This window comes from Pseudonocardia sp. Cha107L01, assembly GCF_052566575.1.
Genome location: NZ_CP199579.1, coordinates 4,047,964 through 4,070,221 on the forward strand (window position 1 = coordinate 4,047,964; position 22,258 = coordinate 4,070,221).

General features: G+C 66.6%; 22 protein-coding genes. 19 read left to right on the plus strand and 3 right to left on the minus strand.

All coding sequences use genetic code 11. The annotated features are described in order from the left end of the window. Positions 1-6 precede the first annotated feature (6 nt). The 16 genes from ACTXG6_RS19015 (at position 7) to ACTXG6_RS19090 (ending at position 16,194) form a co-directional block, all read left to right on the plus strand. Positions 7-396: a cupin domain-containing protein gene (locus ACTXG6_RS19015; protein ID WP_445189148.1), complete on the plus strand. Its 390-nt coding sequence runs from the start codon at positions 7-9 to the stop codon at positions 394-396. Next, positions 393-830: a group III truncated hemoglobin gene (locus ACTXG6_RS19020; protein ID WP_445189149.1), complete on the plus strand. Its 438-nt coding sequence runs from the start codon at positions 393-395 to the stop codon at positions 828-830. Before ACTXG6_RS19015 ends, ACTXG6_RS19020 begins: the two co-directional genes overlap by 4 nt. After that, positions 827-2,587, plus strand: coding sequence for an aa3-type cytochrome oxidase subunit I (gene ctaD, locus ACTXG6_RS19025; RefSeq protein ID WP_445189150.1), 1,761 nt, complete (start codon positions 827-829; stop codon positions 2,585-2,587). The genes ACTXG6_RS19020 and ctaD overlap by 4 nt, the downstream gene beginning before the upstream one ends. A gap of 669 nt (positions 2,588-3,256) precedes the next feature. Beyond that, a complete protein-coding gene (locus ACTXG6_RS19030; RefSeq protein ID WP_445189151.1) occupies positions 3,257-3,505 on the plus strand; it encodes a hypothetical protein in 249 nt (82 codons plus the stop codon). Further along, positions 3,499-3,657 (plus strand): DUF3040 domain-containing protein, encoded by a 159-nt coding sequence (locus tag ACTXG6_RS19035; protein ID WP_445189152.1) that lies wholly within the window; start codon positions 3,499-3,501, stop codon positions 3,655-3,657. The genes ACTXG6_RS19030 and ACTXG6_RS19035 overlap by 7 nt, the downstream gene beginning before the upstream one ends. A gap of 85 nt (positions 3,658-3,742) precedes the next feature. Next, on the plus strand, positions 3,743-4,471 hold the full coding sequence (locus ACTXG6_RS19040; RefSeq protein ID WP_445189153.1) for a CBS domain-containing protein: 729 nt from the start codon (positions 3,743-3,745) through the stop codon (positions 4,469-4,471). 1,252 nt (positions 4,472-5,723) lie between these two features. Then, on the plus strand, positions 5,724-6,014 hold the full coding sequence (locus ACTXG6_RS19045; protein WP_445189154.1) for a DUF3040 domain-containing protein: 291 nt from the start codon (positions 5,724-5,726) through the stop codon (positions 6,012-6,014). 175 nt (positions 6,015-6,189) lie between these two features. Next, entirely contained in the window at positions 6,190-7,215 is a 1,026-nt protein-coding gene (locus ACTXG6_RS19050) for a slipin family protein (protein WP_445190048.1), read from the plus strand. A gap of 26 nt (positions 7,216-7,241) precedes the next feature. Continuing rightward, on the plus strand, positions 7,242-8,189 hold the full coding sequence (locus ACTXG6_RS19055) for a universal stress protein (RefSeq protein ID WP_445189155.1): 948 nt from the start codon (positions 7,242-7,244) through the stop codon (positions 8,187-8,189). Positions 8,190-8,293: 104 nt separating this feature from the next. Then, a complete protein-coding gene (locus ACTXG6_RS19060) occupies positions 8,294-9,301 on the plus strand; it encodes a universal stress protein (RefSeq protein WP_445189156.1) in 1,008 nt (335 codons plus the stop codon). A 232-nt stretch (positions 9,302-9,533) separates the two neighbouring features. Further along, positions 9,534-9,908 carry an RNA polymerase-binding protein RbpA gene (locus tag ACTXG6_RS19065; protein WP_445190049.1) on the plus strand — a complete coding sequence of 125 codons (375 nt, stop codon included), beginning with the start codon at positions 9,534-9,536 and terminating at the stop codon, positions 9,906-9,908. Between the two features lie 255 nt (positions 9,909-10,163). Beyond that, complete coding sequence (locus ACTXG6_RS19070; protein ID WP_445189157.1) at positions 10,164-10,541, plus strand: DUF488 domain-containing protein; 378 nt, start codon at positions 10,164-10,166, stop codon at positions 10,539-10,541. Between the two features lie 276 nt (positions 10,542-10,817). Then, the gene (locus ACTXG6_RS19075; protein ID WP_445189158.1) at positions 10,818-11,111 is read left to right on the plus strand and encodes a DUF3040 domain-containing protein; all 294 of its coding nucleotides are present in this window, start codon (positions 10,818-10,820) and stop codon (positions 11,109-11,111) included. Next, entirely contained in the window at positions 11,102-12,049 is a 948-nt protein-coding gene (locus ACTXG6_RS19080) for a class I SAM-dependent methyltransferase (protein WP_445189159.1), read from the plus strand. The genes ACTXG6_RS19075 and ACTXG6_RS19080 overlap by 10 nt, the downstream gene beginning before the upstream one ends. Before the next feature lie 31 nt (positions 12,050-12,080). Continuing rightward, positions 12,081-14,834: a pyruvate dehydrogenase (acetyl-transferring), homodimeric type gene (gene aceE / locus ACTXG6_RS19085; protein ID WP_445189160.1), complete on the plus strand. Its 2,754-nt coding sequence runs from the start codon at positions 12,081-12,083 to the stop codon at positions 14,832-14,834. Positions 14,835-14,952: 118 nt separating this feature from the next. Beyond that, complete coding sequence (locus ACTXG6_RS19090) at positions 14,953-16,194, plus strand: NAD(P)/FAD-dependent oxidoreductase (RefSeq protein ID WP_445189161.1); 1,242 nt, start codon at positions 14,953-14,955, stop codon at positions 16,192-16,194. A 1,056-nt stretch (positions 16,195-17,250) separates the two neighbouring features. On the opposite strand, the gene ACTXG6_RS19095 is transcribed toward ACTXG6_RS19090, so the two are convergent. After that, complete coding sequence (locus ACTXG6_RS19095) at positions 17,251-17,682, minus strand: PAS domain S-box protein (protein WP_445189162.1); 432 nt, start codon at positions 17,680-17,682, stop codon at positions 17,251-17,253. Between the two features lie 389 nt (positions 17,683-18,071). Continuing rightward, a complete protein-coding gene (locus ACTXG6_RS19100) occupies positions 18,072-19,319 on the minus strand; it encodes a PucR family transcriptional regulator (RefSeq protein ID WP_445189163.1) in 1,248 nt (415 codons plus the stop codon). Positions 19,320-19,512: 193 nt separating this feature from the next. Between ACTXG6_RS19100 and ACTXG6_RS19105 the strand changes: the two genes are divergently transcribed. Next, the gene (locus tag ACTXG6_RS19105; protein ID WP_445189164.1) at positions 19,513-19,875 is read left to right on the plus strand and encodes a hypothetical protein; all 363 of its coding nucleotides are present in this window, start codon (positions 19,513-19,515) and stop codon (positions 19,873-19,875) included. A gap of 137 nt (positions 19,876-20,012) precedes the next feature. Further along, positions 20,013-20,297 carry a hypothetical protein gene (locus ACTXG6_RS19110; protein ID WP_445189165.1) on the plus strand — a complete coding sequence of 95 codons (285 nt, stop codon included), beginning with the start codon at positions 20,013-20,015 and terminating at the stop codon, positions 20,295-20,297. Between the two features lie 619 nt (positions 20,298-20,916). On the opposite strand, the gene ACTXG6_RS19115 is transcribed toward ACTXG6_RS19110, so the two are convergent. Next, positions 20,917-21,342 carry a group I truncated hemoglobin gene (locus ACTXG6_RS19115; protein ID WP_445189166.1) on the minus strand — a complete coding sequence of 142 codons (426 nt, stop codon included), beginning with the start codon at positions 21,340-21,342 and terminating at the stop codon, positions 20,917-20,919. Between the two features lie 122 nt (positions 21,343-21,464). Here ACTXG6_RS19115 and ACTXG6_RS19120 point away from each other — a divergent pair, with 122 nt between their 5' ends. Then, complete coding sequence (locus ACTXG6_RS19120; RefSeq protein WP_445189167.1) at positions 21,465-22,031, plus strand: hypothetical protein; 567 nt, start codon at positions 21,465-21,467, stop codon at positions 22,029-22,031. Positions 22,032-22,258 lie beyond the last annotated feature (227 nt).

Below are 22,258 nucleotides of genomic sequence, written 5' to 3' on the forward strand. Positions count from 1 at the left end.
GCTGCGATGACAACCGACGCATCCGCGAACCTGGAGACCGGTGCCACGGCTCGCGCATTGTGTGACGTGCACGCGATCCTTGCTGCCGGGAGCGTCCCGCCGGGCATTGTCTGGAAGATGGCTGAGGCTGGTCGCCAGCTCGACGCCAACCTGGTGAGCCTTCCGGCTGGTCGGGTGATCGATACCCACACCGAGTGTGATCTCGACGTGCTGGTGATAGTGATCGCCGGGACTGGAATGCTCACCACTGACAACGGGCTGGTGCCACTCACGGTCGGTGAGCTGGTCTGGCTGCCCCGCGGCTGCACCCGCAGCCTCGCGGCGGGGACGCACGGCCTGTCGTACCTGACCGTGCACCAGCGCCGAGCGGGCATGCGGATCCGGGTCGGACAATGACCGTTGACGCGCCTACTGGCGACATCACCAATCGAGCCGACATCGCGGGCCTGGTGACCGCGTTCTACCGGCGAGCGTTCGCCGATGAACTCCTCGGGCCGATTTTCATCGACATCGCCCAGGTAGATCTGGTCGCTCATCTGCCTGTGATGTGCGACTTCTGGGAGTCGGCGCTGCTGCACACTCACCGTTATCACCGCAATGCATTACGCCCCCACCTTCAGCTCAACGCCAAGATCGAGCTCACCCCGGCACTTTTCCGGCGATGGCTCGAGTTGTGGTCGGCCACCGTCAATGAGCGTTATCGAGGAGAGACGGCAGAGCTGGCCAAGGTTCAGGCCATCCGGATCGCCGGGGCGCTCAACCGCCGGCTGAGCCGTACGGTCAGCGACCATGTGGCGATCCGCCGCTGTCGGGGGAGCGGGTCGTCGTGACCACCGTGGGTCCGAAACCGGAATCGATCGTCGCGCACCGGAATCCGGTGCGTCGACCGGTCAAGGGGACGTCGCTGGTGCGGTACCTGCGCACCACCGATCCGAAAGACATCGGGATCCTGTACATGGTGACCGCGTTCGCGTTCTTCATGGCCGGTGGGGCGATGGCGATGTTGTTGCGCGCCGAGCTGGCCCGGCCGGGAATGCAGTTCCTGTCCCCGGAGCAGTACAACCAGTTGTTCACCATGCACGGCACGATCATGCTGCTGCTCTACGCCACGCCGATCTTGTTCGGCTTCGCGAACTACATCCTGCCGCTGCAGATCGGCTCGCCTGACGTGGCGTTCCCACGGTTGAATGCATTCTCCTACTGGCTGTTCCTGTTCGGTGGGCTCACTGTGTTGAGCGGATTCCTCACCCCGGGCGGGGCCGCCGATTTCGGTTGGTTCGCATACACCCCTCTGTCCAACGCGACGCACTCCCCGGGAGTGGGCGGCGACCTGTGGATCATGGGTCTAGTGGTGGCCGGCCTGGGCACCATCCTCGGTGCGGTCAACATGTTGACCACGGTGATCTGCCTTCGGGCGCCGGGCATGACGATGTTCCGGATGCCGATCTTCACCTGGAATATCTTCATCACCTCGATCCTGATCATTATCGCGTTCCCGGTGCTCACGGCGGGGTTGCTGGGCCTCGAGGCCGACCGACACCTGGGCGCGCACGTGTTCGACCCGGCTAACGGTGGCGTCATCCTCTGGCAGCACATGTTCTGGTACTTCGGCCACCCCGAGGTCTACATCGTCGCGTTGCCGTTCTTCGGGATCGTCACCGAGGTATTCCCGGTGTTCAGCCGCAAACCGCTGTTCGGCTACAAGACAATGATCTACGCGACCATCTCAATCGCGGGCCTGTCGTCCGCGGTGTGGGCGCACCACATGTACGCCACCGGCGCGGTGCTGCTGGTGTTCTTCTCGTTCACCAGCTTCCTGATCGCGATCCCGACCGGGATCAAGTTCTTCAACTGGATCGGCACCATGTGGAAAGGACAGCTGACCTTCGAGAGTCCGATGCTGTTCGCCATCGGGTTCGTGCTCACGTTCCTGTTCGGCGGCTTGACCGGGGTGCTGTTGGCTTCGCCGCCGGTGGACTTCCACGTCACCGACACCTACTTCGTGGTCGCGCACTTCCACTACGTGCTGTTCGGCACCATCGTGTTCGCCACCTACTCCGGCATCTACTTCTGGTTCCCGAAGATGACTGGCCGGATGATGAACGAGACGCTGGGTAAGGTGCACTTCTGGCTCACGTTTTTCGGCTTCCACGGCACGTTCCTGGTGCAGCACTGGCTGGGTGCCGAGGGCATGCCCCGCCGCTACGCCGACTACCTGCCCACCGACGGGTTCACCACGCTGAACACGATCTCCTCTATTTCCTCCTTCGTGCTCGGCGCCTCCATCCTGCCGTTCGTCTACAACGTGTTCCGCAGCTACCGCTACGGCCGGGTAGTCACCGTGGACGACCCGTGGGGCCACGGCAACTCGCTGGAGTGGGCCACCTCGTGCCCGCCGCCCCGGCACAACTTCACCGAGCTCCCCCGGATCCGCTCCGAGCGCCCGGCCTTCGAGCTGCACTACCCACACATGGTGGCCCGCATGCGCGCCGAAGCCCACACCGGAAACGGCGCGACCGCCGCCGAAGTAGTAAGCGAGCGCGCCGGGCGCGAGCAGCAACCCGATGAGGGCCCGAAATCGAGATGAATGCCGGCCGCCTGGGCCCTGGCGCCTCGCCGTTCACATCAGCCGTCGTTGCTGTTGGGGCGCTTTACCAGGATCACCCCGACACGCACACCGGGGGCCAGCTTCGCCGAACCAGTCAACGCTTGAGCATGGCGATCGAACTGGTGAGCCTTGTCAAGCATGAGCGGAGCGAGCGCTGTGCGTTGCGTTCGGCGGCAGGGTTCCGGATGCTGCCTCGGCTGTCCTTTATCTCGGGTGTGACGCCGGCTTGCTGGCCTTCGGCAGTCTGAGGCGGTCGTAGTTGGCTGGGCATGCCCGGTGCCGCCGGTGGTCGGGTGAGGCATCGTTGGTGGTGCCCGGCCCTCGGGACCAGGCAACAGCACGCTGCGCGGCGGAATCGGTCCTGTCAGCTTCCGAACCCTGGATTCCTCACCGCCACAACGGGTGGCGCGGCGGGGCCTAGGGAGGCACCACGCTCCTGGAGCGCCAGCCCGTGTGCGCTCGGTAGGCAGGCCAGCGGCACAAGCCCTGGTCGACAGAGCTACACAGAACCAATTTATATCGTGTTACGATATTGATGTCCGGATGGACGCGGCGCTCAGACCGCGTCGAACGGACACACACCCAAGGAGGTGTGCCATGCTCAGCGACCGCGAACGCGTGACGCTGGATGAGATCCAACATTAACTCGTGACCGAGGATCCCCAGTTCACGGCAGCTTTCAACCGCAACGCGCGCGGCCTGGCAGTGCGCGGACTGGCTTCATGTCGGACCGCCCTGACCGTCATGATCGTGATCGCGTTGCTGCACAGCGTGCTCACGATCGCCGTGCACGCGGCCGGTCCCGCGCTGTTGTTCACCGTCGCGGCCGGCTGCCTGATCTGGCTTGGGCGCGGGCACCACGCCCGCGACGGACACCAGGTTGAAAATCTATGCTGAGCAATTACGAACGAGAGACGCTCGATGATCTGGGGCGCCAACTCGACGCCGAAGACCCAGGCCTGCTGATCGCCCTCGCCTGCGCGTCGGGGGTGTTGCTCACCTGGCGCGGCCTGAGCCGCGGGGCATTGGCCGGTAACTGCGCCCACTAGCAACGGGAGCGGGAGCGCATCGCGCCGCACTGGAGCGGCCCCATCAGTTGATCTACCACAGACCCCAGCTTCGAGAGGACCAATCATGACCACGCAAGCGCCGATCGAACCGACGGCAGCGAAGGAGCCAGAGGAACGGAACACACCCCAGCGGACCCTGGTCCGGGACCTGATGACCACCAATGTGATCTCGGTGCGCCCAGACACCGCCATCGCAGAGCTGGCCGAGCTGATGTGGTCAAAGGCGATCCGAGTGGTGCCGGTGCTGGACGCCGAGGATCGGCTGGTCGGCGTCGTCTCCGAGCACGACCTGCTGAAGACGGCGAGCCTGGGGGACCCGCGTCGACCGATACCCCCGCTGAACGGCCGGTGGCATCGAGGCGGCGGCGCTTGGCACCGACCGAAGACGGTGTTCACCATGATGTCCACCCCTGTGGTGACCGTGGCTTCAGACACCAGCGTCGCTGAGGCGGCCCAGATCATGTACGAGCGCCACCTCGGCTGCCTGCCGGTGGTGGATACCGACCACTCGGGCACCCAACGCATGGTCGGGGTTATCGGGCGGTCCGAGCTGCTGAGAGTGTTCCTCCGTGACGACGAGGAGCTTCGCGAGGAAATCGTCGCCGGCCTGACCCGACTGCGTCTATCCGACTCGACCCGAGTGCGCGTACGCGTCGAGCAGGGCGTGGTGACGTTGTCCGGCAACTTACCCACCAGACGCGAAGCGCGGCTGGCGACCGAATTCGTCGAACGACTCGAAGGGGTCGTGTCGCTGGCGCATCGGCTAAGCTACGACCTCGACGACCGCCGCTGAGCACCTGACGGCTTGAAGATCGCCAACCCGACCGCGCTGCCCCGAATCCCGACCGACGAGCTTGGAGTGCTACCGGAGCGGGGTCGAGATTGTGAGCGGTACAGCCGTTGCGCCGATCTTGGGTGGCAGCGGCCGCCTTTACCCATGGTTGGCACATGGTGTCCGTCGCGGTGTCGCCGAGAAGCTGCCCGAGGTGGCGCCCCCGAGGCTCGGGCATAGCCGGTCAGAGGGGTATCTGCAAATGTGTCGTTGCGGTCGAGGTCGCGCTCCGTCTTGTCCTCGGGGTACTGCTCAGCGCCGGTGTGGCGCGATGATTATCGATCCGCTTGGCGGAGTTGCCGGCGTGTCGAGCAGGGACAGCTGGCCCCTATCGAGAGACGGCGCGGGGCCTACGCGCAAGCCGCAAGAACGGCTGTCCGTTATGTCGGGTGTGACGCCGGCTTGCCGGCCTTCGGCAGTCTGAGGCGGTCGTAGTTGGCTGGGCATGCCCGGTGCCGCCGATGGTCGGGTGAGGCATCGTTGGTGGTGCCCGGCCCTCGGGACCAGGCAACAGCACGCTGCGCGGCGGAATCGGTCCTGCCAGCGTCCGAACCCTGGAGGGGATGATGAGGACTTCCTCTGACGACTAGTCTTCCCCGGCTGTGTGGTCTCGGGGTGGGCAGACACGTGTGGGCGATATGCCCGCGGGGTGGGCGCCCGCCGATTACCCCTCCGATTCCTAGGTGCGGCAACTGCCTCGCTTGGATGAGGCTCTGCAGCGGTAGCGGAAGTTTCGCCGTGAACAACTCTCCGAATGCCACGAAACGGTGCAGCGGCCAGCTGGCGCCGAACGTGCACTTACCGGTATTGAGCGGGCACTGAACCGGGTGCGTACCGCGGACTATGACAGTTGCGATGCCTGTGGTGCCGATATCGCTCACGCGGTGCTCGTGGCGGTTCGTGAGGCAACGTTGTGCCCGACCTGTCGTCGACTCGCTAAGGACGCCGACAGGCCTGACTCCTGACGGTCACCGGCGGGCGAAATGCCTGGTCAGCACCCGCTCGGGCGTCGTCACCGCGATGACGTGCGCGGCATCGGCAGGCGCCACGTTATCGGGGCGCCGGCCCGGGCGTGCTCGGTGGGGAGACCAGCGGCACAAGCCCTGGCCGGCAGAGCTACATACAACCATTTTATATCGTGATACGATACTAAAGTCCGGATGGAGCGGCGTTCAGACCGCATCGAACGGACTCGCACCCGAGGAGGTGTGCCATGCTCAGCGACCGCGAACGCGAGACGCTGGACGAGATCCAACTTCGACTCCTGACTGAGGATCCCCAGTTCGCCGAGGCCTTCGACCGCAAGGCGCGCGGTCTGACAGCGCGCAAGCTGGATGCCCGTCAGGCCACCCTGACCGTCATGATCGTGATCGCGTTGCTACTCAGCGTTCTCATGATCGTCGTTCAGGCGGCCGGTCCCGCGCTGTTGTTCATCGTCGCGGCCGGCTGCCTGATCTGGCTTCGGCGCGGGCATCGCATCCGCGACGGGCGCCAGGGCCCGTAGCTGGGCGCACGCCGGGCCCGGGCCGCGCGGAAGCGACACCTCCGTCGCGCCCGGACCCGAATCGACCGCATTCCCGGGCTGGCGGGTCTAGCCGTTCACACTATTGATGGATCTCACGGCTTCGGCCCGAATGAATTGGTCGGCGAGGCCTCGAGTAGGTATCGGAGGAATGAAGATGATCGCCTTATCTGTTGCGCTCCTTATCGCGGTTGTGGCTCTTGGGCTGATGGGGGCCGGGGCGAGTCTGCGGGTGGTTAAGCAGTTTGAGCGGGGTGTTGTTTTCCGGTTCGGGCGAGTCCGGACTGGGGTCCTCGGCCCAGGGCTGGCGGTGATCGCACCGTTCGTTGACCGTATGTACAAGGTCAATATGCAGGTGGTGACGATGCCGGTGCCAGCCCAGGACGGGATCACCCGCGATAACGTCACGGTGCGGGTCGATGCGGTGGTTTATTTTCGGGTGATCGACCCTGTGAAGGTGATCGTGGATGTGCAGGACTACGAGTCGGCGATTCGTCAGGTTGCGTTGGCGTCGTTGCGTTCGATCATTGGTAAGAGCGATCTGGATGATTTGTTGTCCAACCGGGAGCGGCTCAATCAGGGCCTGGAGTTGATGATCGATAGTCCGGCGTTGGGGTGGGGCGTGCACATCGACCGGGTCGAGATCAAGGATGTCGCGTTGCCGGATTCGATGAAGCGGTCGATGTCGCGCCAAGCTGAGGCCGAGCGGGAACGACGGTCTCGGGTGATCACCGCTGAAGGTGAGTTGCAGGCGTCGGAGAAACTCGCCCAGGCGGCTGAGGTGATGGCCGAGCACCCGGCGGCGCTGCAGCTGCGCTTGTTGCAGACCGTCGTGGAGGTTGCCGCGGAGAAGAACTCCACCCTGGTGCTGCCATTCCCGGTGGAACTGCTGCGTTTCCTGGAACGCGCCACACCCCCCGAAACCAGCACCGAAAACGGCGCCGGGCTCAACACGGCGTCCACCGGCGAGGCCGACCGGTCGACCAGCGCGGTGGTGAGCCGGGTGACTCCCGCCACCGAGACCTCGGCGGAGGTGCCGGCGGAGAGGGCGGGGGGGACTGTGCGGCCCGCGTGGACCAACGGCGGCTACCTGGCAGGTTTGTCGGCTAAAGAAGCGGGTGAACCTAGCGAGTTCGCGGACCAACGAGCCGAGGTGCGCCCGGTCACCGCACTCGACCGATGAGCGCGCGTGCGGTTCGGGCTCCCATCGTGGTGGGGGTCGACGCCGGCGGAGCCGCCGCGGAGGCGGTGGTCTGGGCGGCCGCGGAAGCGGCGGCCCAGCACTGTCCGCTACGGATCGTGCACGCCTTCCACCAACCCGCCGTCGTCGACCCTCACGGTGTTCTCCTGTCGCTGGAGGGCATTTCCTGCCTCGCGCGAGAATCGGCTGAGCGGACTCTGCAACGAGCGCAGGCCCGGGTCAGGTCGATTGCGCCGGATATTGAGGTGTTGCCACTTCTGCTGTGGGGGGCGGCTGCGCGGGTGCTACCGCGCGAAGCCGCCGATGCCCAGCTGCTAGTGCTGGGCAACCGCGGCCTGTGCGGAGTGCGGCGCCTGCTCGCCGGGTCGGTCTCGATTCAAGTCTCAGCACGCGCACGCTGCCCAGTGGTGGTGGTCCATCCGTTCGATGATGGCGTGAGCCTTGGCTGCTCTCCGCCGCGCGTCGTGGTTGGCGTCGATGCCACACCCTCGTGCGCACCGGCGATCGGGTTCGCCTTCCAGGCCGCCCGACAACGTGGGGTCGGACTCACGGCGGTGCATGCCTGGTCACCCGATACTCCCGCGGACGTCGAGGCGGTTCGCGGTGACCCCATGCTGGCCGAGTACCTCGGCATGTGCTCGGTGGAGCACACGCTCGCGTGCTGGCGAGACCTATATTCCGAGGTACCGGTCGTCATCAAGGTGGTCCAGACCGATCCGGCCGGTGCACTGATCGCCGAATCCGCCGGCGCGGCGCTGGTCGTAGTGGCCTCCGCCGGCAGGGCACGCCTCCTGGGCACGCCGCGGGCTTCGGTGGGCCGGACCGTGCTGCGCCACGCGCACAGTCCGATCGCGATCGTCGGCCACCACTACACACCAATCGACGCCGCACCCCCCCGGCCAGCGGCCACCGCCCAGATCCGCCATCGGCCACTGCGACGACGGAAACGAACCTGACCCATATTGCGGGGGCGCCGCATGCGTTGAGGCCAGGCCCGCTGCGGGACAGCAGCCACGCGTCTCGGCCACGTGAGGCTGGCACCAACCTGATGGAGGCAGTTATGGCACGCACGCACGACCACTCGACGAACCCCACGATCCCGACCGACGCGGTGCTGGTCGGGGTGGACGGGTCCGCCCACGCCCTGGCGGCCGTCCGCTGGGCAGCGGCGGAAGCCGCCTCGCGGGGGGCGCCGCTGGCGCTAGTGCACGCCGCGCCCTACCTCGATGTTCGAGCCCGCCCGACACCGCAGGTCAGACATGCCACCGGAGTGCTGGCCCGTGCCCGTACCGAGGCCGAACGCTACATCGACAGGGCGGCGGTGCGCACCGACCTGGAGACCGGAGAACCGGCGCGGACGCTGAGCGACCTGTCCGCCCGAGCCGCGCTGCTCGTACTCGGCCTCACCGGGACCGGCGGGATCGACGAGATCTTGCTCGGCTCCACCACGACGACGCTCAGTGGCCATGTCCGCTGCCCTCTCGTCGGAGTGCGGCGATGGCCGTTACCAGCTGAGCGGGACAGGTTCGTCCTGCTCGGGCTCGATTCAGTGGAGGCCGAGGCCGACGCCATCGAGGTCGCCTTCGATCTCGCCCGTCGGCGAGCCCGCGAGCTGCTCGTGCTGCACGCCCGCTTCGGCGCCCCCGGCACACACGATCTACCCAACGATCGTGCGGTCAGACGCGAGCGGAACCTGCTGGCCTGGAATCTGCGGGTCTGGCGTCATCGGTACCCCGACGTCCGGGTGAGCTACGCGTTGCCCGCCGGGCTGGCCTCGAGCGAGCTACTCAAGCGCTCCGCTCACGCCGAGGCAATCGTGGTGGGCAGCCGCAAACGCCACCCGGCGGCCCGGGTTCTGCTCGGATCGACCAGTGGAACGCTCCTGCGCTACAGCCCCGTCCCGGTCATCGTCATCGGCCTGGACGCAGCCGTGAGATGGCGCCCCGCCGCGTGGATAGCGGACCCAGACAATGCACAGCGCTCAGCGACACCTGGCGCCGGCCCTACCCGGCATCGGTCCTTGAGTGCTCCGCAGGGATCGACTGAGACACAAAATGATCAGCGATGAGTTGCCGCGGACCTGCGGGAGCGCGACCCAGTTACCAGGACGAGATCCACAGGGTCGGATTGTCTGTGTGAACCATCGCGGCGGGTGCCTCGATGCAACGGACTCGACACGCCGCGCCTGCGCCTCAGCACGCAGACGCACCGAACGTCCGTCCGGCAGCCTGCACAGTTCGCCCGTGCGTATGTATCCATCCAGCCTCAAGGAGGCGTGTCCGGTGATCGATCGCAACGAAATGCGCGCCCGCATCGATGACCCACCCCGCGGTGACCTGGCGGGGTGGCCGCGCACGGTGTCCTACTGGTGTCAACGCGGTCACCTCACCCGGCCAGCCTGGTCCGCCAACGCAACGCCGCCCGAATTGTGGGAGTGCCGCCACTGCGGACTCCCCGCCGGCCGAGACAAATCCCGTCCTCCCCAGCCGAAACCGGTGCGTCGCGACATGACGCCGTTGGCCTACCTACTGGAACGCCGCAGCGAGGCTGAGCTCGACGCGCTGCTGGAGGAGACCTTGGACAGGCTTCGAGCCCGCCGTCAGCCAAGGTGGGCGACCGAGCCCGCCACAGCAGCCTCGCGAACTTGCGGTGAGCTATGGAACCCCCGGTCATGACCGCGGCAGCTGAGAATCCCGATTCCGCGGACCGAGGCCAGCACGCGCCCCATGGGCGGGAATCTGGCACCCACTATCCCGCCCTCATCGATCCCGAGCTGGCGCTCGCGAGATGGGAGAACGAGGGCGGCCGCACCCCGGAGCCGACTCCCAGTAGAGGCCGGCGAGCACGCGGTCACTGAGCACGCGAACCGCTGCTCCGCGTAGAACACCTCTTCGAGGCGGCACCAACAATGACGAGAAGAGCCGAAAGAAATGCAGAGAAACTCACATGTACGAGTCGAAAGGGTCTACGTCGAACGCGGACCGTGCGACGACATCCGAGTGCTGGTCGATCGCCTGTGGCCGCGCGGACTGAGCAGAGCCCGGGCCGACCTCGACGACTGGTGCAAAGGCGTCGCCCCGTCGGCGGAACTGCGCACCTGGTACGGCCACGACCCCGACCGGTTCGCCGAGTTCGAGCGCCGCTACCGGCGGGAACTCGATGATCCCGAACGGGCCGATGCGCTGCGCTACCTCCGCGAGCTGGCCCGGTGTCGGACGCTGACCTTACTCACCGCCACTCGAAAGCCTGAGATCAGCGAGGCCGCCGTGCTCGCGGACGTGCTCAACGCCGAGCAAGCGACCGAGTGATGCCACGACAAATATCGTGTTACGATAAGAGTTGCTAGTCCGAAATGCGCACCGGCGGCGCGTACGCCCATTCTGCCCTCGCCCTCCACGCCAGGGGCGAGGGAGATAGGGAAAACAGCGGAGCATCGATGATCCCGCAAAGCTCCGGTCACGCAAAAGTTGACCCAGCGGCGGGCCATAGATAAATGGATATCGATGACGATAGGCACAACGCGAGAGGAAAAGGTCGTTCGAGCTTGATTCACGCCTTGTATGGCCGCCGAAGGGAGGTGGGATGTGCTCAGTGACCGCGATCGGGCGACTCTGCGCGAGATCCAGCGCCAGTTCCTCGCTGAAGATCCCGGATTCGTGCGGGCCTTCGGCAGCAGCACACAGCGACGGCCAAGCGCGGCGTACCGGCTGAGCGACCAGGACCGTCTGACCTACACGGTGCTGATGTGGCTCGACACCACGCTGGGTGTGCTGTTGCTGTTGGTCGGGTCTGTCGGAGGCGCCGTGCTGTTCGCCGCCTGCGCCGCAACGTTCTTGCTGACGCTGCGCCGAGCCGACGCCACCCCGCCATGGACCTGAACCCGCGCGTCCGTTCGTCCCGACCGGCCCACCGGACCGATCCGCAACACCCTGCTGAGCAGAACCAAGCCAGGACCGGGGCGGCCACCCTCTCGATCACCCAGCCGCTCGAAGGATCCCATCACACCGAACATGCGAGGAGAATGATGGCCGCGGCACCAGGACCGAGTGCGGGAATCCGCGACGGATCGACCAGGAAGCGGCCGATCCCGCGAGCGCTGCCGTTGCCCGGGGCTCACCTCTCCCTTGCCGAGGATTACGAGCGACGCACCGAAATGTTCCCCGGCTGGCGCGACCGGTTGGTGGGCATGCTGGCGCCCCGGCGCGGGGACACGGTGATCGATGTGGGCTGCGGATCGGGTTTGAATTTCCCCGCCCTGCAGGCCTGGGTCGGACCGGGTGGGCGAATCATCGGGGTCGACGATTCGCCGCGACTGCTCGCGGTCGCCGCCCGCCACGTCACCGGGCGAGGCTGGCGCAACGTAACGCTGATCAACTCCCCAGCGGAGCAGGCCGAGCTTCCCGACATCGACGCCGCCCTGTTCTGCGCGGCGCACGAGGTGCTGCAGTCCCCGGCAGCGCTGAGCCATATCTTCAACCACGTGCGCCCCGGCGCGTCGGTCGTCGCCGGCGGATGGAAATGGCCCGCGCGGTGGCTTTGGCCGCTGCGTGTCCTGGTCACCGCGCTGCAGGGTCCCTACATTGCCGATTTCACCGGGTTCGATCGACCCTGGCGGCTGTTGGCCGATCAGGTCACCCACCTACAGGTGACCGAGGTGGGCTTCGGCGCCGGGTACCTCGCCCGTGGCTGTGCTCGCGCCTCCCACACCGCGCCAACCTCCGGCCCGCCACACCGGCCGTCGGCGGGGCGCTCCACCAGCCGGTTCGTCAGCCAACGCACTCACGCCGCACACGGACGCGCACCAGCCGCTGGCTAGGGCTCGCTCTTGGCAGAGAAAGGAGAGGATCATGGCCTCAGCAACGGGGCATCCCACGGCTATCAGCGATGGTTTGATCAGCCAAATTCGGGACGTCGACCCTTCGGAAGTTCAGGAATGGGTGGAGTCGCTGGACGGGTTGGTCGATCACAGTGGGCGCGGCCGGGCCCGCGCGGTGCTCCTGAGCGTCTTGCGGGCCGCCCGCGAGCGGCGGGTCGGGGTGCCGAGCCTGGTGGGCACCGACTACGTCAACACGATCTCGCCGGAGTTCGAGCCGGTGTTCCCCGGCGACGAGTTCATCGAGCGGCGTCTGCGGGCGTATGTCCGGTGGAACGCCGCGATGATGGTGCACCGGGCGCAGCGGCCCGGGGTTGGCGTCGGAGGACACATCTCCACTTACGCCTCAGCGGCCTCGCTCTACGAGGTGGGTTTCAACCATTTCTTCCACGGCCATGGCGCCGAGGGAGGCGGTGACCAAATCTACTTCCAGGGCCACGCATCCCCGGGGATCTACGCGCGGGCATTCCTCGAGGGGCGGCTGTCCGAGGACCGCCTGGACGGGTTCCGCCAAGAGCTCTCGCATGCCGGATCCGGTGGCGGCCTACCCTCTTATCCCCATCCGCGGCTGATGCCCGATTTCTGGCAGTTCCCCACGGTCTCGATGGGTCTCGGGCCGCTGAACGCGATCTATCAGGCCCGGTTCAACCGCTACCTGCGGGCTCGGGGGATCGCCGACACCAGTCGCCAGCGGGTGTGGGCCTTCCTCGGCGACGGAGAGATCGACGAGCCAGAGTCCTTGGGCGCGATCGGCCTGGCGGCCCGCGAGGGTCTGGACAACCTGACCTTCGTGGTCAACTGCAACCTGCAGCGCCTCGACGGCCCGGTGCGGGGCAACGGGAAGATCATCCAGGAGTTGGAGTCATTCTTCCGTGGCGCGGGCTGGAATGTCATCAAGGTGATCTGGGGCCGAGAGTGGGACCCGCTGCTCGCCGCGGATACCGACGGTGTGCTGGTCGAGTTGATGAACTCCACCCTGGACGGGGACTACCAGACCTACAAGGCCGAGTCCGGGGCGTTCGTGCGGGAGCATTTCTTCGGCCGCGACTCGCGCACGGCGGCGATGGTGCGGGACCTGACCGACGAGCAGATCTGGGGGCTCAAACGCGGCGGGCACGACTACCGCAAGCTCTACGCCGCCTACCGTGCGGCCGCCCAGCACACCGGTCAGCCCACCGTGATTCTTGCCAAAACCATCAAAGGCTGGACGCTCGGCTCACATTTCGAGGGCCGCAACTCTACCCACCAGATGAAGAAGCTCACCGGCGAGGACCTGCGGGGCTTCCGCGACCGGCTCTACCTCGACATCCCGGACTCGGCGCTGGATGAGACGCTGCCGCCGTACTACCGCCCGCGGGAGGGCTCCGACGAGCTCGCCTACTTGCATGAACGCCGCCGCGCGTTGGGCGGCTATCTGCCAGCCCGCACGGTGAACAGCACACCGCTGGTGCTGCCCGGCGACCCGGTATATGAGGTGGCCCGGCGCGGATCCGGTCGCCAAGAAGTGGCCACCACAATGGCCTTCGTCCGGCTACTCAAGGACCTGATGAAAGACCCGGAAATCGGGCACCGATTCGTGCCGATCATCCCGGACGAGGCCCGAACCTTCGGTCTGGACGCGCTGTTCCCGTCCAAGAAAATCTACTCCCCGCATGGGCAGAACTACCTGTCGGTGGACCGCGAGCAGCTGCTGAGCTACCAAGAGGACATTGCGGGGGTCCTGTTGCACGAGGGCATCACCGAGGCCGGCTCGGTGGCGTCCTTCACCGCGGCCGGCACCTCCTACGCCACCCACGGCCAGCCGATGATCCCCGTCTACGTGTTCTACTCGATGTTCGGGTTCCAGCGCACCGGAGATGGGCTGTGGGCCGCTGCGGATCAGATGACGCGCGGGTTCCTGCTCGGCGCGACGGCGGGGCGCACCACGCTGAACGGCGAGGGTTTGCAGCACCAGGACGGGCACTCGTTGCTGCTGGCCTCCACGAACCCGGCGTGCATCGCCTACGACGCGGCGTACGGGTTCGAGCTCGGCCACATCGTGCGCGACGGGTTGCGACGCATGTACGGCCATGCCCGACCAGGCGAAGACCCGAACGTCTTCTACTACCTCACCCTCTACAACGAGCCGATCCTCCAGCCACCACAACACGACGACGTCGACATCGACGGCATCCTGGCCGGAATGCATTGCTACCGGCCCGCACCGGACGGCGCCGGGCCCCGGGCGCAAATCCTCGCCTCCGGGATCGCCGTGCCATGGGCACTGCAGGCTCAGCGATACCTACACACAGACTGGGGTGTAAAGGCCGACGTGTGGTCGGTGACCTCCTGGACCGAGCTGCGCCGCGAAGCTCTCGCCACAGACGAGTGGAACCGCCGCCACCATGACCGACCCCGCAGAATCCCGTACCTCACCCGCCGGCTCAAGAACCGGCCGGGACCGATCGTCGCGGTGTCTGACTGGATGCGCGCGGTGCCCGACCAAATCGCGCCGTTCGTGCCCGGAACCTGGACCTCGCTAGGCACCGACGGGTTCGGCCGGTCCGATACCCGGGCCGCCCTGCGCCGCCACCGCCAGATCGACGCCCCCTCGATCGTCTTGCGAGTACTGGGGGAGCTGGTCGATCGGCGAGAACTTGACCGCGGGGTGTTGAGCCACGCGATCGAGGCCTACGACCCAGACGACCTCCCGAGTACCGCGGGCCGCAGCGAAGGGCCGTCCCGATGACGAGATCCGCGGATCGGGGACGACGGCCCACGCCGGGCGCGGGGTCCTGGGCGGCTCTCTCGCCCAACCTTGATCGCAAGCTCCTGGCCGTGCGCCGGAGCGGAATGAGGATGATCCCATGATTGACCCACCCACGTTCGCCATAGTTGGTGCGGGGTTGGCTGGAGCGAAGGCCGCCGAGGCGCTGCGCGCCGAGGGCTTCGAAGGCCACGTCGTGCTGCTCGGGGCGGAGCCGCACCGACCGTATGAGCGGCCGCCGCTGTCCAAGGCGTACTTGCAGGGCTACGCCGAGCGCGACACGGTTTTTGTGCACCCGCCCGGGTGGTACGCCGAGCACAAGGTGGACCTGCGGCTCGACTGCACCGTGACCGCGATCGACCGCGCCGCCCACGAGCTCGTGACCGGTGATGGCGGCCGGCTGCGCTACGACAAGCTACTGCTCACCACCGGTGCCACCCCGCGCCGGCTGCGCGTACCTGGCTCCGGCCTCGCGGGCGTGCACTACCTGCGGAACCTCGACGACAGCGACCGGCTCAGGTCCTCGCTGCGTCCCGGGGCCCGCGTTGTGATCATCGGAGGGGGTTGGATCGGTCTGGAGACCGCCGCTGTGGCTCGCGCCAACGGAGCCGAGGTCACCGTGCTCGAGCAAGCTGAGCTGCCGCTACTCCGAGTCCTGGGCCCCGAGATAGCGAGATCTTTCGCCGATCTGCACACCGACCACGGCGTCAGGCTGCGCTGTGGGGTAACCGTCACCGCCATCCAGCCCGGCGTCGATCCCTCGACCGCCGGCGCTGTGTTGCTCCGCGATGGCACCAGGCTAGCCGCCGACGCGATTGTCGTCGGTGTGGGCGTGATCCCGAACGTCGAGCTAGCGAGATCCTGCGGCCTGAACATCGACAACGGCATTCTGGTCGACGAGCACTTGCGCACATCCGATAACGACATCCTCGCCGCCGGCGATGTTGCCAACGCCTACCACCCACGGCTACACCGCCAGGTCCGCGTCGAGCATTGGGCCAACGCACTACACCAGCCGGCCACCGCGGCCAAGACCATGCTCGGGTACGCCGCGAGCTACGAGCGCCTGCCCTACTTCTTTACCGACCAGTACGACCTCGGCATGGAGTACACCGGATACCTCGACCCCGACGGATACGATCAGGTCGTCGTCCGCGGTGACATCGCCAACCGGGAATACATCGCGTTCTGGCTGCGCGACGGGCGAGTACTGGCCGCGATGAACGTCAACGTCTGGCATGTCACCGAGCCGATCAAGCAAATCATCCAGTCCGGCCAGCGGCTGGACCCTACCCAACTCGCTCGAGTCGACCTGCCGCTGGCACAGCTCGCGGTCGGCTGATTGCCTCGGTGAGCATCTAGCCCCAGCCAGCCCAGCCCACGTCAGGCTAGACCGGAGCTGCCTGCCGAGGCCCGGGCAAGACCAGCCACAGGGCTCCCGTGCGGGCTCGGTTTGTCACGCTGGCGGCCGTCTGCGCTACTCAGGGCCGAGAGCCTGCTCTGGCCAATCTGAGCAATCTTGGCATCGGCCCGGCCGCCTGTCCGCCGCCGGTAGCGTCCGCGCCTAGCTCGAAATGGTCGCGATTGATCAGTTCGACCGCGCGCGGGGCGTGGCACGACCTGGATAGTCAGCTCAGCGACGTCCCCGAGCGGTCAGTGGGTCGTCGGTACCGGCCAGGAAGAATGACCGTCGTCCGGCCGTGTCAACAGCAGGCACCGGGCAATCCCGGGCAGCCGCTGGGGCGGGAGCAATCGGTTCTGGGCGAGGTTCGCGCGGAGCTTCTGTGTGGGAGGTCGGAAACACGGGCTGGGAATGGAGCGCGTGAGCCACGACGGTCCGCGCGTCCTGGTTGCTCAACCTGAATTGTCTTGCTAGATCTCCGGTGCGCCGTCCTGCTCGCGCCAGCGCGACAGCTACGAACAACAGACCCAATGGCTGCGCCGGCAACGCCGCCGCCAACCCGGCAGGCAACATTGCATGGAGATCCTCTGCTTCAGCTTCGGCCCCGCGGAATGGCGAAACGTGCTCCCGCCTGCCGCGCCGGAGCGCGCCCATCCGATTGCGCAGCGGAAATCGCACTGAATCACCTCTGCTAGCTGTAGGGAATGATAATTCGACATCCCGTGATGTGAGGCCATACCGTCGTCCTTTGACGGGGCACCGGGGGTCCCAGGGCGGCCGGACCAGGAACGGCGATCATGCCCTCTCCGTCACATTCAATTGCCCTATACTTCGGCTGGGCGTCCGGCGAGCATCAGTAAAATTCGCAGGGCGAGCATTGTGCCCCGCAGGGGGAGGAGAACCGCGGCCGCAGCGGGCGAATCTCGACCGCCGAGCTGGCCACATCCGGCAAGTCGGCACTGAGATTCTGCCCTCAGCCCCCTCTCGTAGACACCACTAGCGAGGCTCGAGCGCGGCGAGTCTCCGACGCAGGGTCTTCAGCTCATCGAAGCGGGCAGTGACATCACCCAGGATGGCCACCATCCCGGCCATGCGGCCTTCGACGTCCTTCAGCGGCACGATGGTGAACTCGATCGAAATGCGTTGGCCGTCCCGCCGGAAGCTTGGCACGCTCAGCAGCTCGCCGGTCCCGTAGCGGCTCTGGCCGGTCCGTATCACCTCGGAGAACCCTCGCCAATGGGCGAGGCGCAGCCGCTCCGGGATGATGAGGTCTAACGACTGACCGATCGCCTCCTCGGCGGGGTGGCCGAAGATGCGTTCCGCTCCGGGATTCCACAGCGTGATCACCCCGGCCCGGTCGGTCGCGATGATGGCGTCCGACGCTCCGGCGAGGATCGCGCGGGCAAGGACTTCGATGTCGTGCGCCATTGCGTTCGGCACCCTTCTCACCCCGACGGCCGGCCCCAGAACAACACCAGACGAGCCGTGTGAACGGATCGTCATCTACAACACTGCCTCGCCCACCCAATCGGCAGCACTGGATGCGATCGGCTGACTTACCCACGCTGGGATTGCCGACACTCAGCAACGCCGGAGGAGGTCATCAACGTTGCCGCGTTCCGCGGGACGATGTGTCACATTCTTGGACTCACCTTGAGCACGCCAACCCAGCAACGCGGCATTGGTACCGGAGCCACGACATCACGATGTCGCCGGACCTCGGCCGCAGCACCGTGGTGATGGCCGCGCGTGCGATCGGGCGCCGCGACGTTGCAGCTCAGGGAGTCGGCCGAGCCGACTTCGCCGCTGCCCGCCGCTCACTCTGAGCCGCCAATGACGTCCTGCTCGGGCCATCCAAGTAGTCGTGCGCCAAGTACGGCCGCGTGGACGGTGAACCGTTGCGCCGGGTCGGTGGGGTCATAACCGGTCAGGGTGGCGATCCGCTCGAGCCGGTAGCTGACCGCGCGGACCGACAGATGTAGCCGGCGCGCGGTCTCGGTGACTACGCAGCCGGTGGCGAAGTAGGCGTCGAGGGTGTTCAGCATCGGTTCGGCGCCGCCGCGCGCGTTGGCCAGCGGGCTGACCACCGTATGCACCAGGTCGGCGATCGCGGGCTGGTCGCGCAGTAGCACCCGGTAGATCAACAATTCGTTCGCGTGGATGACCGTGGTGTCCAGTTGCAGCCGTATCGCCATGGTGAGTGTCTCTCGGGCCTCCTCGTAGGAGTGCGCGATCCCGTAGGCGCCGGGGTAGGGCCGGCCCACCGCGATCCGCCACGGGCGACCCCGGGGGGAGCGGCTGAGCTCGGCGTTCATCAGGGTGCCGAGATTTTTCATGCCGGACGGCAGGCCGGCGCCGGTACGCCGCGTGGTGTCGGCGGGCGCGATGACCACGATCCAGCCTTCCTTGGTTGTCACCAGAATGTCGCGATCACCGAGCCACTGCACCGCGGCCCGCTCTAGCGACCCGGTTGCGCCTTGGGTGTCGGTCAGTCGGCCTGTGGGTGCGGCGAGGGCGACTTGGTGCGGTTGGCCCATGTCCATCCCGAACGGTTCCGCTCGTTCGGCGAGGCCCCCGATGTCGGCGTCGCCACGTAACAGGTCCTCGATCAGCTCATGGCGCGTTGTCTCCTCGTGGCGCATCATGTCGCGTCGCGCGGCGGTGTAGCCCTCGGCCAGGCTGGCGACGGCGCGGTCAACCGCCCGCAGCACGGCCTCGGCGGCATTCCGGACGACCTCGCTGTCCTTGGAACGAACCACGGTCGGCAGCTCGCGCCACAACCGCCACGCCGCGGACAGGTACAACTGCACTGCGTTGCCCGCCGAGACACCCAACTCGGCTGCTCGCCGACCCAATAGCTCCACAGCGTCCAGCTCGAGCGCGAGTGGCTTGCGCCCGGTGGTGGCGGCGTCGGCCAACAATGACAGGTAGTCGCCCAACAGCTCCACCGGGACACCGCCCGCCGCTCGGCTGGCATCCGCGGCCACCTCGGCCAGCCATGCATCCTGCCCCGCCCAGCGTTCGCCCCGAGCATCGGTCCCGGGCTGGACTGTGTCCCTCGCCATCTTCGTCACTCCCATCCTGGCCCACTAAAGCATCTCTGGCTGCCGACCGTGGTCGGCAGAACTTGCCGATGCTCGGCAGCCTCGCACACCAAAACCTGGCCTACCTCAGCCGATGACCAGGCTATTGACGAGCGACAGTGTGGAGGTAGGGGAGCGACCCTGCAAAAAACGAGCAAAATGTGAAGGAGCGGCAATGAGTGGCCAGGCCCGGGTACGGAGCGACGATGCCTTCTCGGCCCGGACGGATGCGTCGATCTTCCGGACGGCGGCACAGCGGCTGCGAAGCAGGGGGAACTTCCAGGACCGCCAGTTGTCCTCAGCGACCGGCCTGCTGATGGATGCGTTGGGCCATGCGCTCGCCCGTGACGCCGCCTCCGTCCCGGCACCGGTACGACGAGCCGCGCTGCGTCTGGCCCGACACATCCAGCCCGGCCCGCCGCCACCCGCCGCCGGTCACGCAGCGCGGCCCCACCGGGGAAACGGCACCAACGACACGGCGGTAAGGGGCCGACAGATTCCCTTCGTCGAGTCGATCAGGCTCGGACGGATGGGGTGATGGCCGCGACTCTGGCTGGGCCGACCCCGCGTCTGACAGCAGCGGACGACGCAGTCCGTCTCGTTGTCAGGCCTGTCCATTCGGCCGGGCCTGAGAGGCCGGTGATTCTGAGTGTATCTGCCGATCAGATGCGAGCCATGCAGCGCAGTATCCCGAAACTGCTCAGGGATGCCCGACGTCAGCTGGCTGGCCGGCGCGACCGCACCACGGAAGTCGCGATTGTGCTCGACCTGTCCGCGGTCCCGTCGATGCCGAGCTGCGCGCCCCTGCTGTGCCTGATTCGGCTACTGCGCCGGGTCTCTGGCTCTACCTCGCAAGTCACCGTGACCGGGGTGACTCCGGCGATCCGGGCGGGATTGATCGCCGGCCTCCCGGCCGGTGTCACCGTCGTGGACCAGACCGGGCGGCGCTGGCCGGCCTAGCCCGGCGGACACGGCGGGCGAGTCCACCCCGCGCGCAGCATCAGGCCGAGACTGCGGTCACCGGGGCCCAGCCTCAGCCACTTTCCTCTATCGAGGAAGGTGGCTGCGGAAGCTCATCATAATCCCTCTTCGAAGCTCAGAGCATCAGGAGAAATCGTTGATTTTGTTTCTTGCTCTTATCGTCGCCTCTGCCGTGGCGGGAATCGGTATGCTCGTGGAAATGTTTCGGAGTAACAAAACATTTCTGGGTGCGGTTGGGGTAATGGTCCTGAGTGGGACGGGAGTAGCGGGATCCGCATATGGAATTCTTAACAGCTTGTGACCTTAGCTAAAGCCGTGCCGGCGGGCCGCCTTTTGGGCGAACCGACGCAGGCGCACTCGGCGCAGCCATCGCACAGCGTTGAGCACCACGACGCCTCGGTCGTTATTGGCACTAAGCGCCGACCGCGCCAATCAGTTCGCGGTGATGGTGGTTTGGCGTGGTAACTGCCTTGCCCGCGGCGAGCCCTCGAGTGGCAGCGCGCCTTTCGCCGGCACAACTCGCCGAGTTCCACACTCGCACCCCCCCTGCTAATGCCCTAGCTGCGCATCGACAAGCGGTGACGCTCGGTAGCACGGGTCATCGGGCGAGCTCGCGCCGGTTCGGCAGCCAGCGCCGACGCCACCGGGTGATTGGACTTACCCGCGGCTCGACCGTCGAGGCTATGTCGGCCTTGAGAGGGGCGAGCTTCGCGCCGATTTCGCCGATGGTCGACTGCGGTACGCCGAGCCCCGCCAACGTGTCCACCAGGTGACCGACCACACGGTCGAAATGCTCCGGGGTCACGTTCAGCCCAGCGTGGGCCTCCCGCATGGAGCGGCCCCGGTAGATCTCCGGACCGCCGATGGCCGCAGCGATGAAACCGCGTTGGTGGGCTCTGAGCCGCTTCAGATCCGTCTGCGCGAAGTAACTGCGGAGTTCCTCGTCGGCGAGTACACGACCGTAGAACTCGTCTACAGCCGCCGCGACCGCATCCGGCCCACCGATAGTGTCATAGATGCTCATCCGCCATTTGTACGAGTCACACGTTGCATTCGGACGGTCGGAGATCACGTCTGGGTGAGGAACTCCGCTCACCCAGGCGTGACTCACTGTGAGCGTTCGGCAATCTCGCTGTAGCCGGAGAAATGCTGTCCTCGGCAAACTGGGGCCGCCGTTGGGCGAGGAGGGAGTCCGATTCGGTTTGGCAAAACCCTGAGCACGCACCCAACCTGAAGGGCGACCGCTCCCTGTGCTCGCCATCGCCGACCTCGTCCGCTACCGCCGCGCAACTGGCTTGCGACTGCGGAGCGCAACTCGAACGGGCGCTCAATGCCATCGCCGACGAGGGCTGCGGCGCAGTTGTCTACCTGCGTGGCCACGAGGGCCGAGGAATCGGGCTCGGCCACAAGACCCGGGCCTATGCCCTGCAGGTCGGGCCGGACACGATAGAGAGGCGAACATCACCCAAGGACTCCCGGTGGACTCACTCGCGCAACTACGGCAACGGCGCCCAAATCCTCAGGAACCTGGGCATCCGCCGCTTGCGACTAATCACCAAGAACCCGGCGAAATACGGCAGCCTGGACGGCTACAGATTGGAAATCGTCGGCCGGGAAGCCTGGCCACCGGCGAAACCCCACACAACATCCGCTATCTGCGCACCAAGCGCGACCGCATGGGTCACCACCTCACGATCGCCGCGAGCCCTGTGACACAGCCCTAACAACCCAGATGAGTCCGCCATCCCGATTAGCTGCCGGGTCAGAGGGACATGCCGTACTCAGGTTGCCTGTTCTCGGCAATGTGACCGGTGCAGGTATGGCCGACCACACGCCTATCCGCGGTGCGGAGGCGGCGGCAACAGTGGTGCTACGCGGCCGATACCGGCAGCGGCACCATCTCCGATCAAATGTGCCCAGGGGGGCGATTCACGTGAGCG

What these genes read in the sequence shown, in the direction of transcription:
- ACTXG6_RS19015 (WP_445189148.1), top strand. Translation starts at nt 7, where the DNA reads ATGACAACCGACGCATCCGCGAACCTGGAGACCGGTGCCACGGCTCGC.
- ACTXG6_RS19020 (WP_445189149.1), top strand. Translation starts at nt 393, where the DNA reads ATGACCGTTGACGCGCCTACTGGCGACATCACCAATCGAGCCGACATC.
- ACTXG6_RS19035 (WP_445189152.1), top strand. Translation starts at nt 3,499, where the DNA reads ATGCTGAGCAATTACGAACGAGAGACGCTCGATGATCTGGGGCGCCAA.
- ACTXG6_RS19040 (WP_445189153.1), top strand. Translation starts at nt 3,743, where the DNA reads ATGACCACGCAAGCGCCGATCGAACCGACGGCAGCGAAGGAGCCAGAG.
- ACTXG6_RS19045 (WP_445189154.1), top strand. Translation starts at nt 5,724, where the DNA reads ATGCTCAGCGACCGCGAACGCGAGACGCTGGACGAGATCCAACTTCGA.
- ACTXG6_RS19050 (WP_445190048.1), top strand. Translation starts at nt 6,190, where the DNA reads ATGATCGCCTTATCTGTTGCGCTCCTTATCGCGGTTGTGGCTCTTGGG.
- ACTXG6_RS19060 (WP_445189156.1), top strand. Translation starts at nt 8,294, where the DNA reads ATGGCACGCACGCACGACCACTCGACGAACCCCACGATCCCGACCGAC.
- ACTXG6_RS19065 (WP_445190049.1), top strand. Translation starts at nt 9,534, where the DNA reads ATGCGCGCCCGCATCGATGACCCACCCCGCGGTGACCTGGCGGGGTGG.
- ACTXG6_RS19070 (WP_445189157.1), top strand. Translation starts at nt 10,164, where the DNA reads ATGCAGAGAAACTCACATGTACGAGTCGAAAGGGTCTACGTCGAACGC.
- ACTXG6_RS19080 (WP_445189159.1), top strand. Translation starts at nt 11,102, where the DNA reads ATGGACCTGAACCCGCGCGTCCGTTCGTCCCGACCGGCCCACCGGACC.
- aceE (WP_445189160.1), top strand. Translation starts at nt 12,081, where the DNA reads ATGGCCTCAGCAACGGGGCATCCCACGGCTATCAGCGATGGTTTGATC.
- ACTXG6_RS19090 (WP_445189161.1), top strand. Translation starts at nt 14,953, where the DNA reads ATGATTGACCCACCCACGTTCGCCATAGTTGGTGCGGGGTTGGCTGGA.
- ACTXG6_RS19095 (WP_445189162.1), bottom strand. Translation starts at nt 17,682, where the DNA reads ATGGCGCACGACATCGAAGTCCTTGCCCGCGCGATCCTCGCCGGAGCG.
- ACTXG6_RS19100 (WP_445189163.1), bottom strand. Translation starts at nt 19,319, where the DNA reads ATGGCGAGGGACACAGTCCAGCCCGGGACCGATGCTCGGGGCGAACGC.
- ACTXG6_RS19105 (WP_445189164.1), top strand. Translation starts at nt 19,513, where the DNA reads ATGAGTGGCCAGGCCCGGGTACGGAGCGACGATGCCTTCTCGGCCCGG.
- ACTXG6_RS19110 (WP_445189165.1), top strand. Translation starts at nt 20,013, where the DNA reads ATGCAGCGCAGTATCCCGAAACTGCTCAGGGATGCCCGACGTCAGCTG.
- ACTXG6_RS19115 (WP_445189166.1), bottom strand. Translation starts at nt 21,342, where the DNA reads ATGAGCATCTATGACACTATCGGTGGGCCGGATGCGGTCGCGGCGGCT.
- ACTXG6_RS19120 (WP_445189167.1), top strand. Translation starts at nt 21,465, where the DNA reads ATGCTGTCCTCGGCAAACTGGGGCCGCCGTTGGGCGAGGAGGGAGTCC.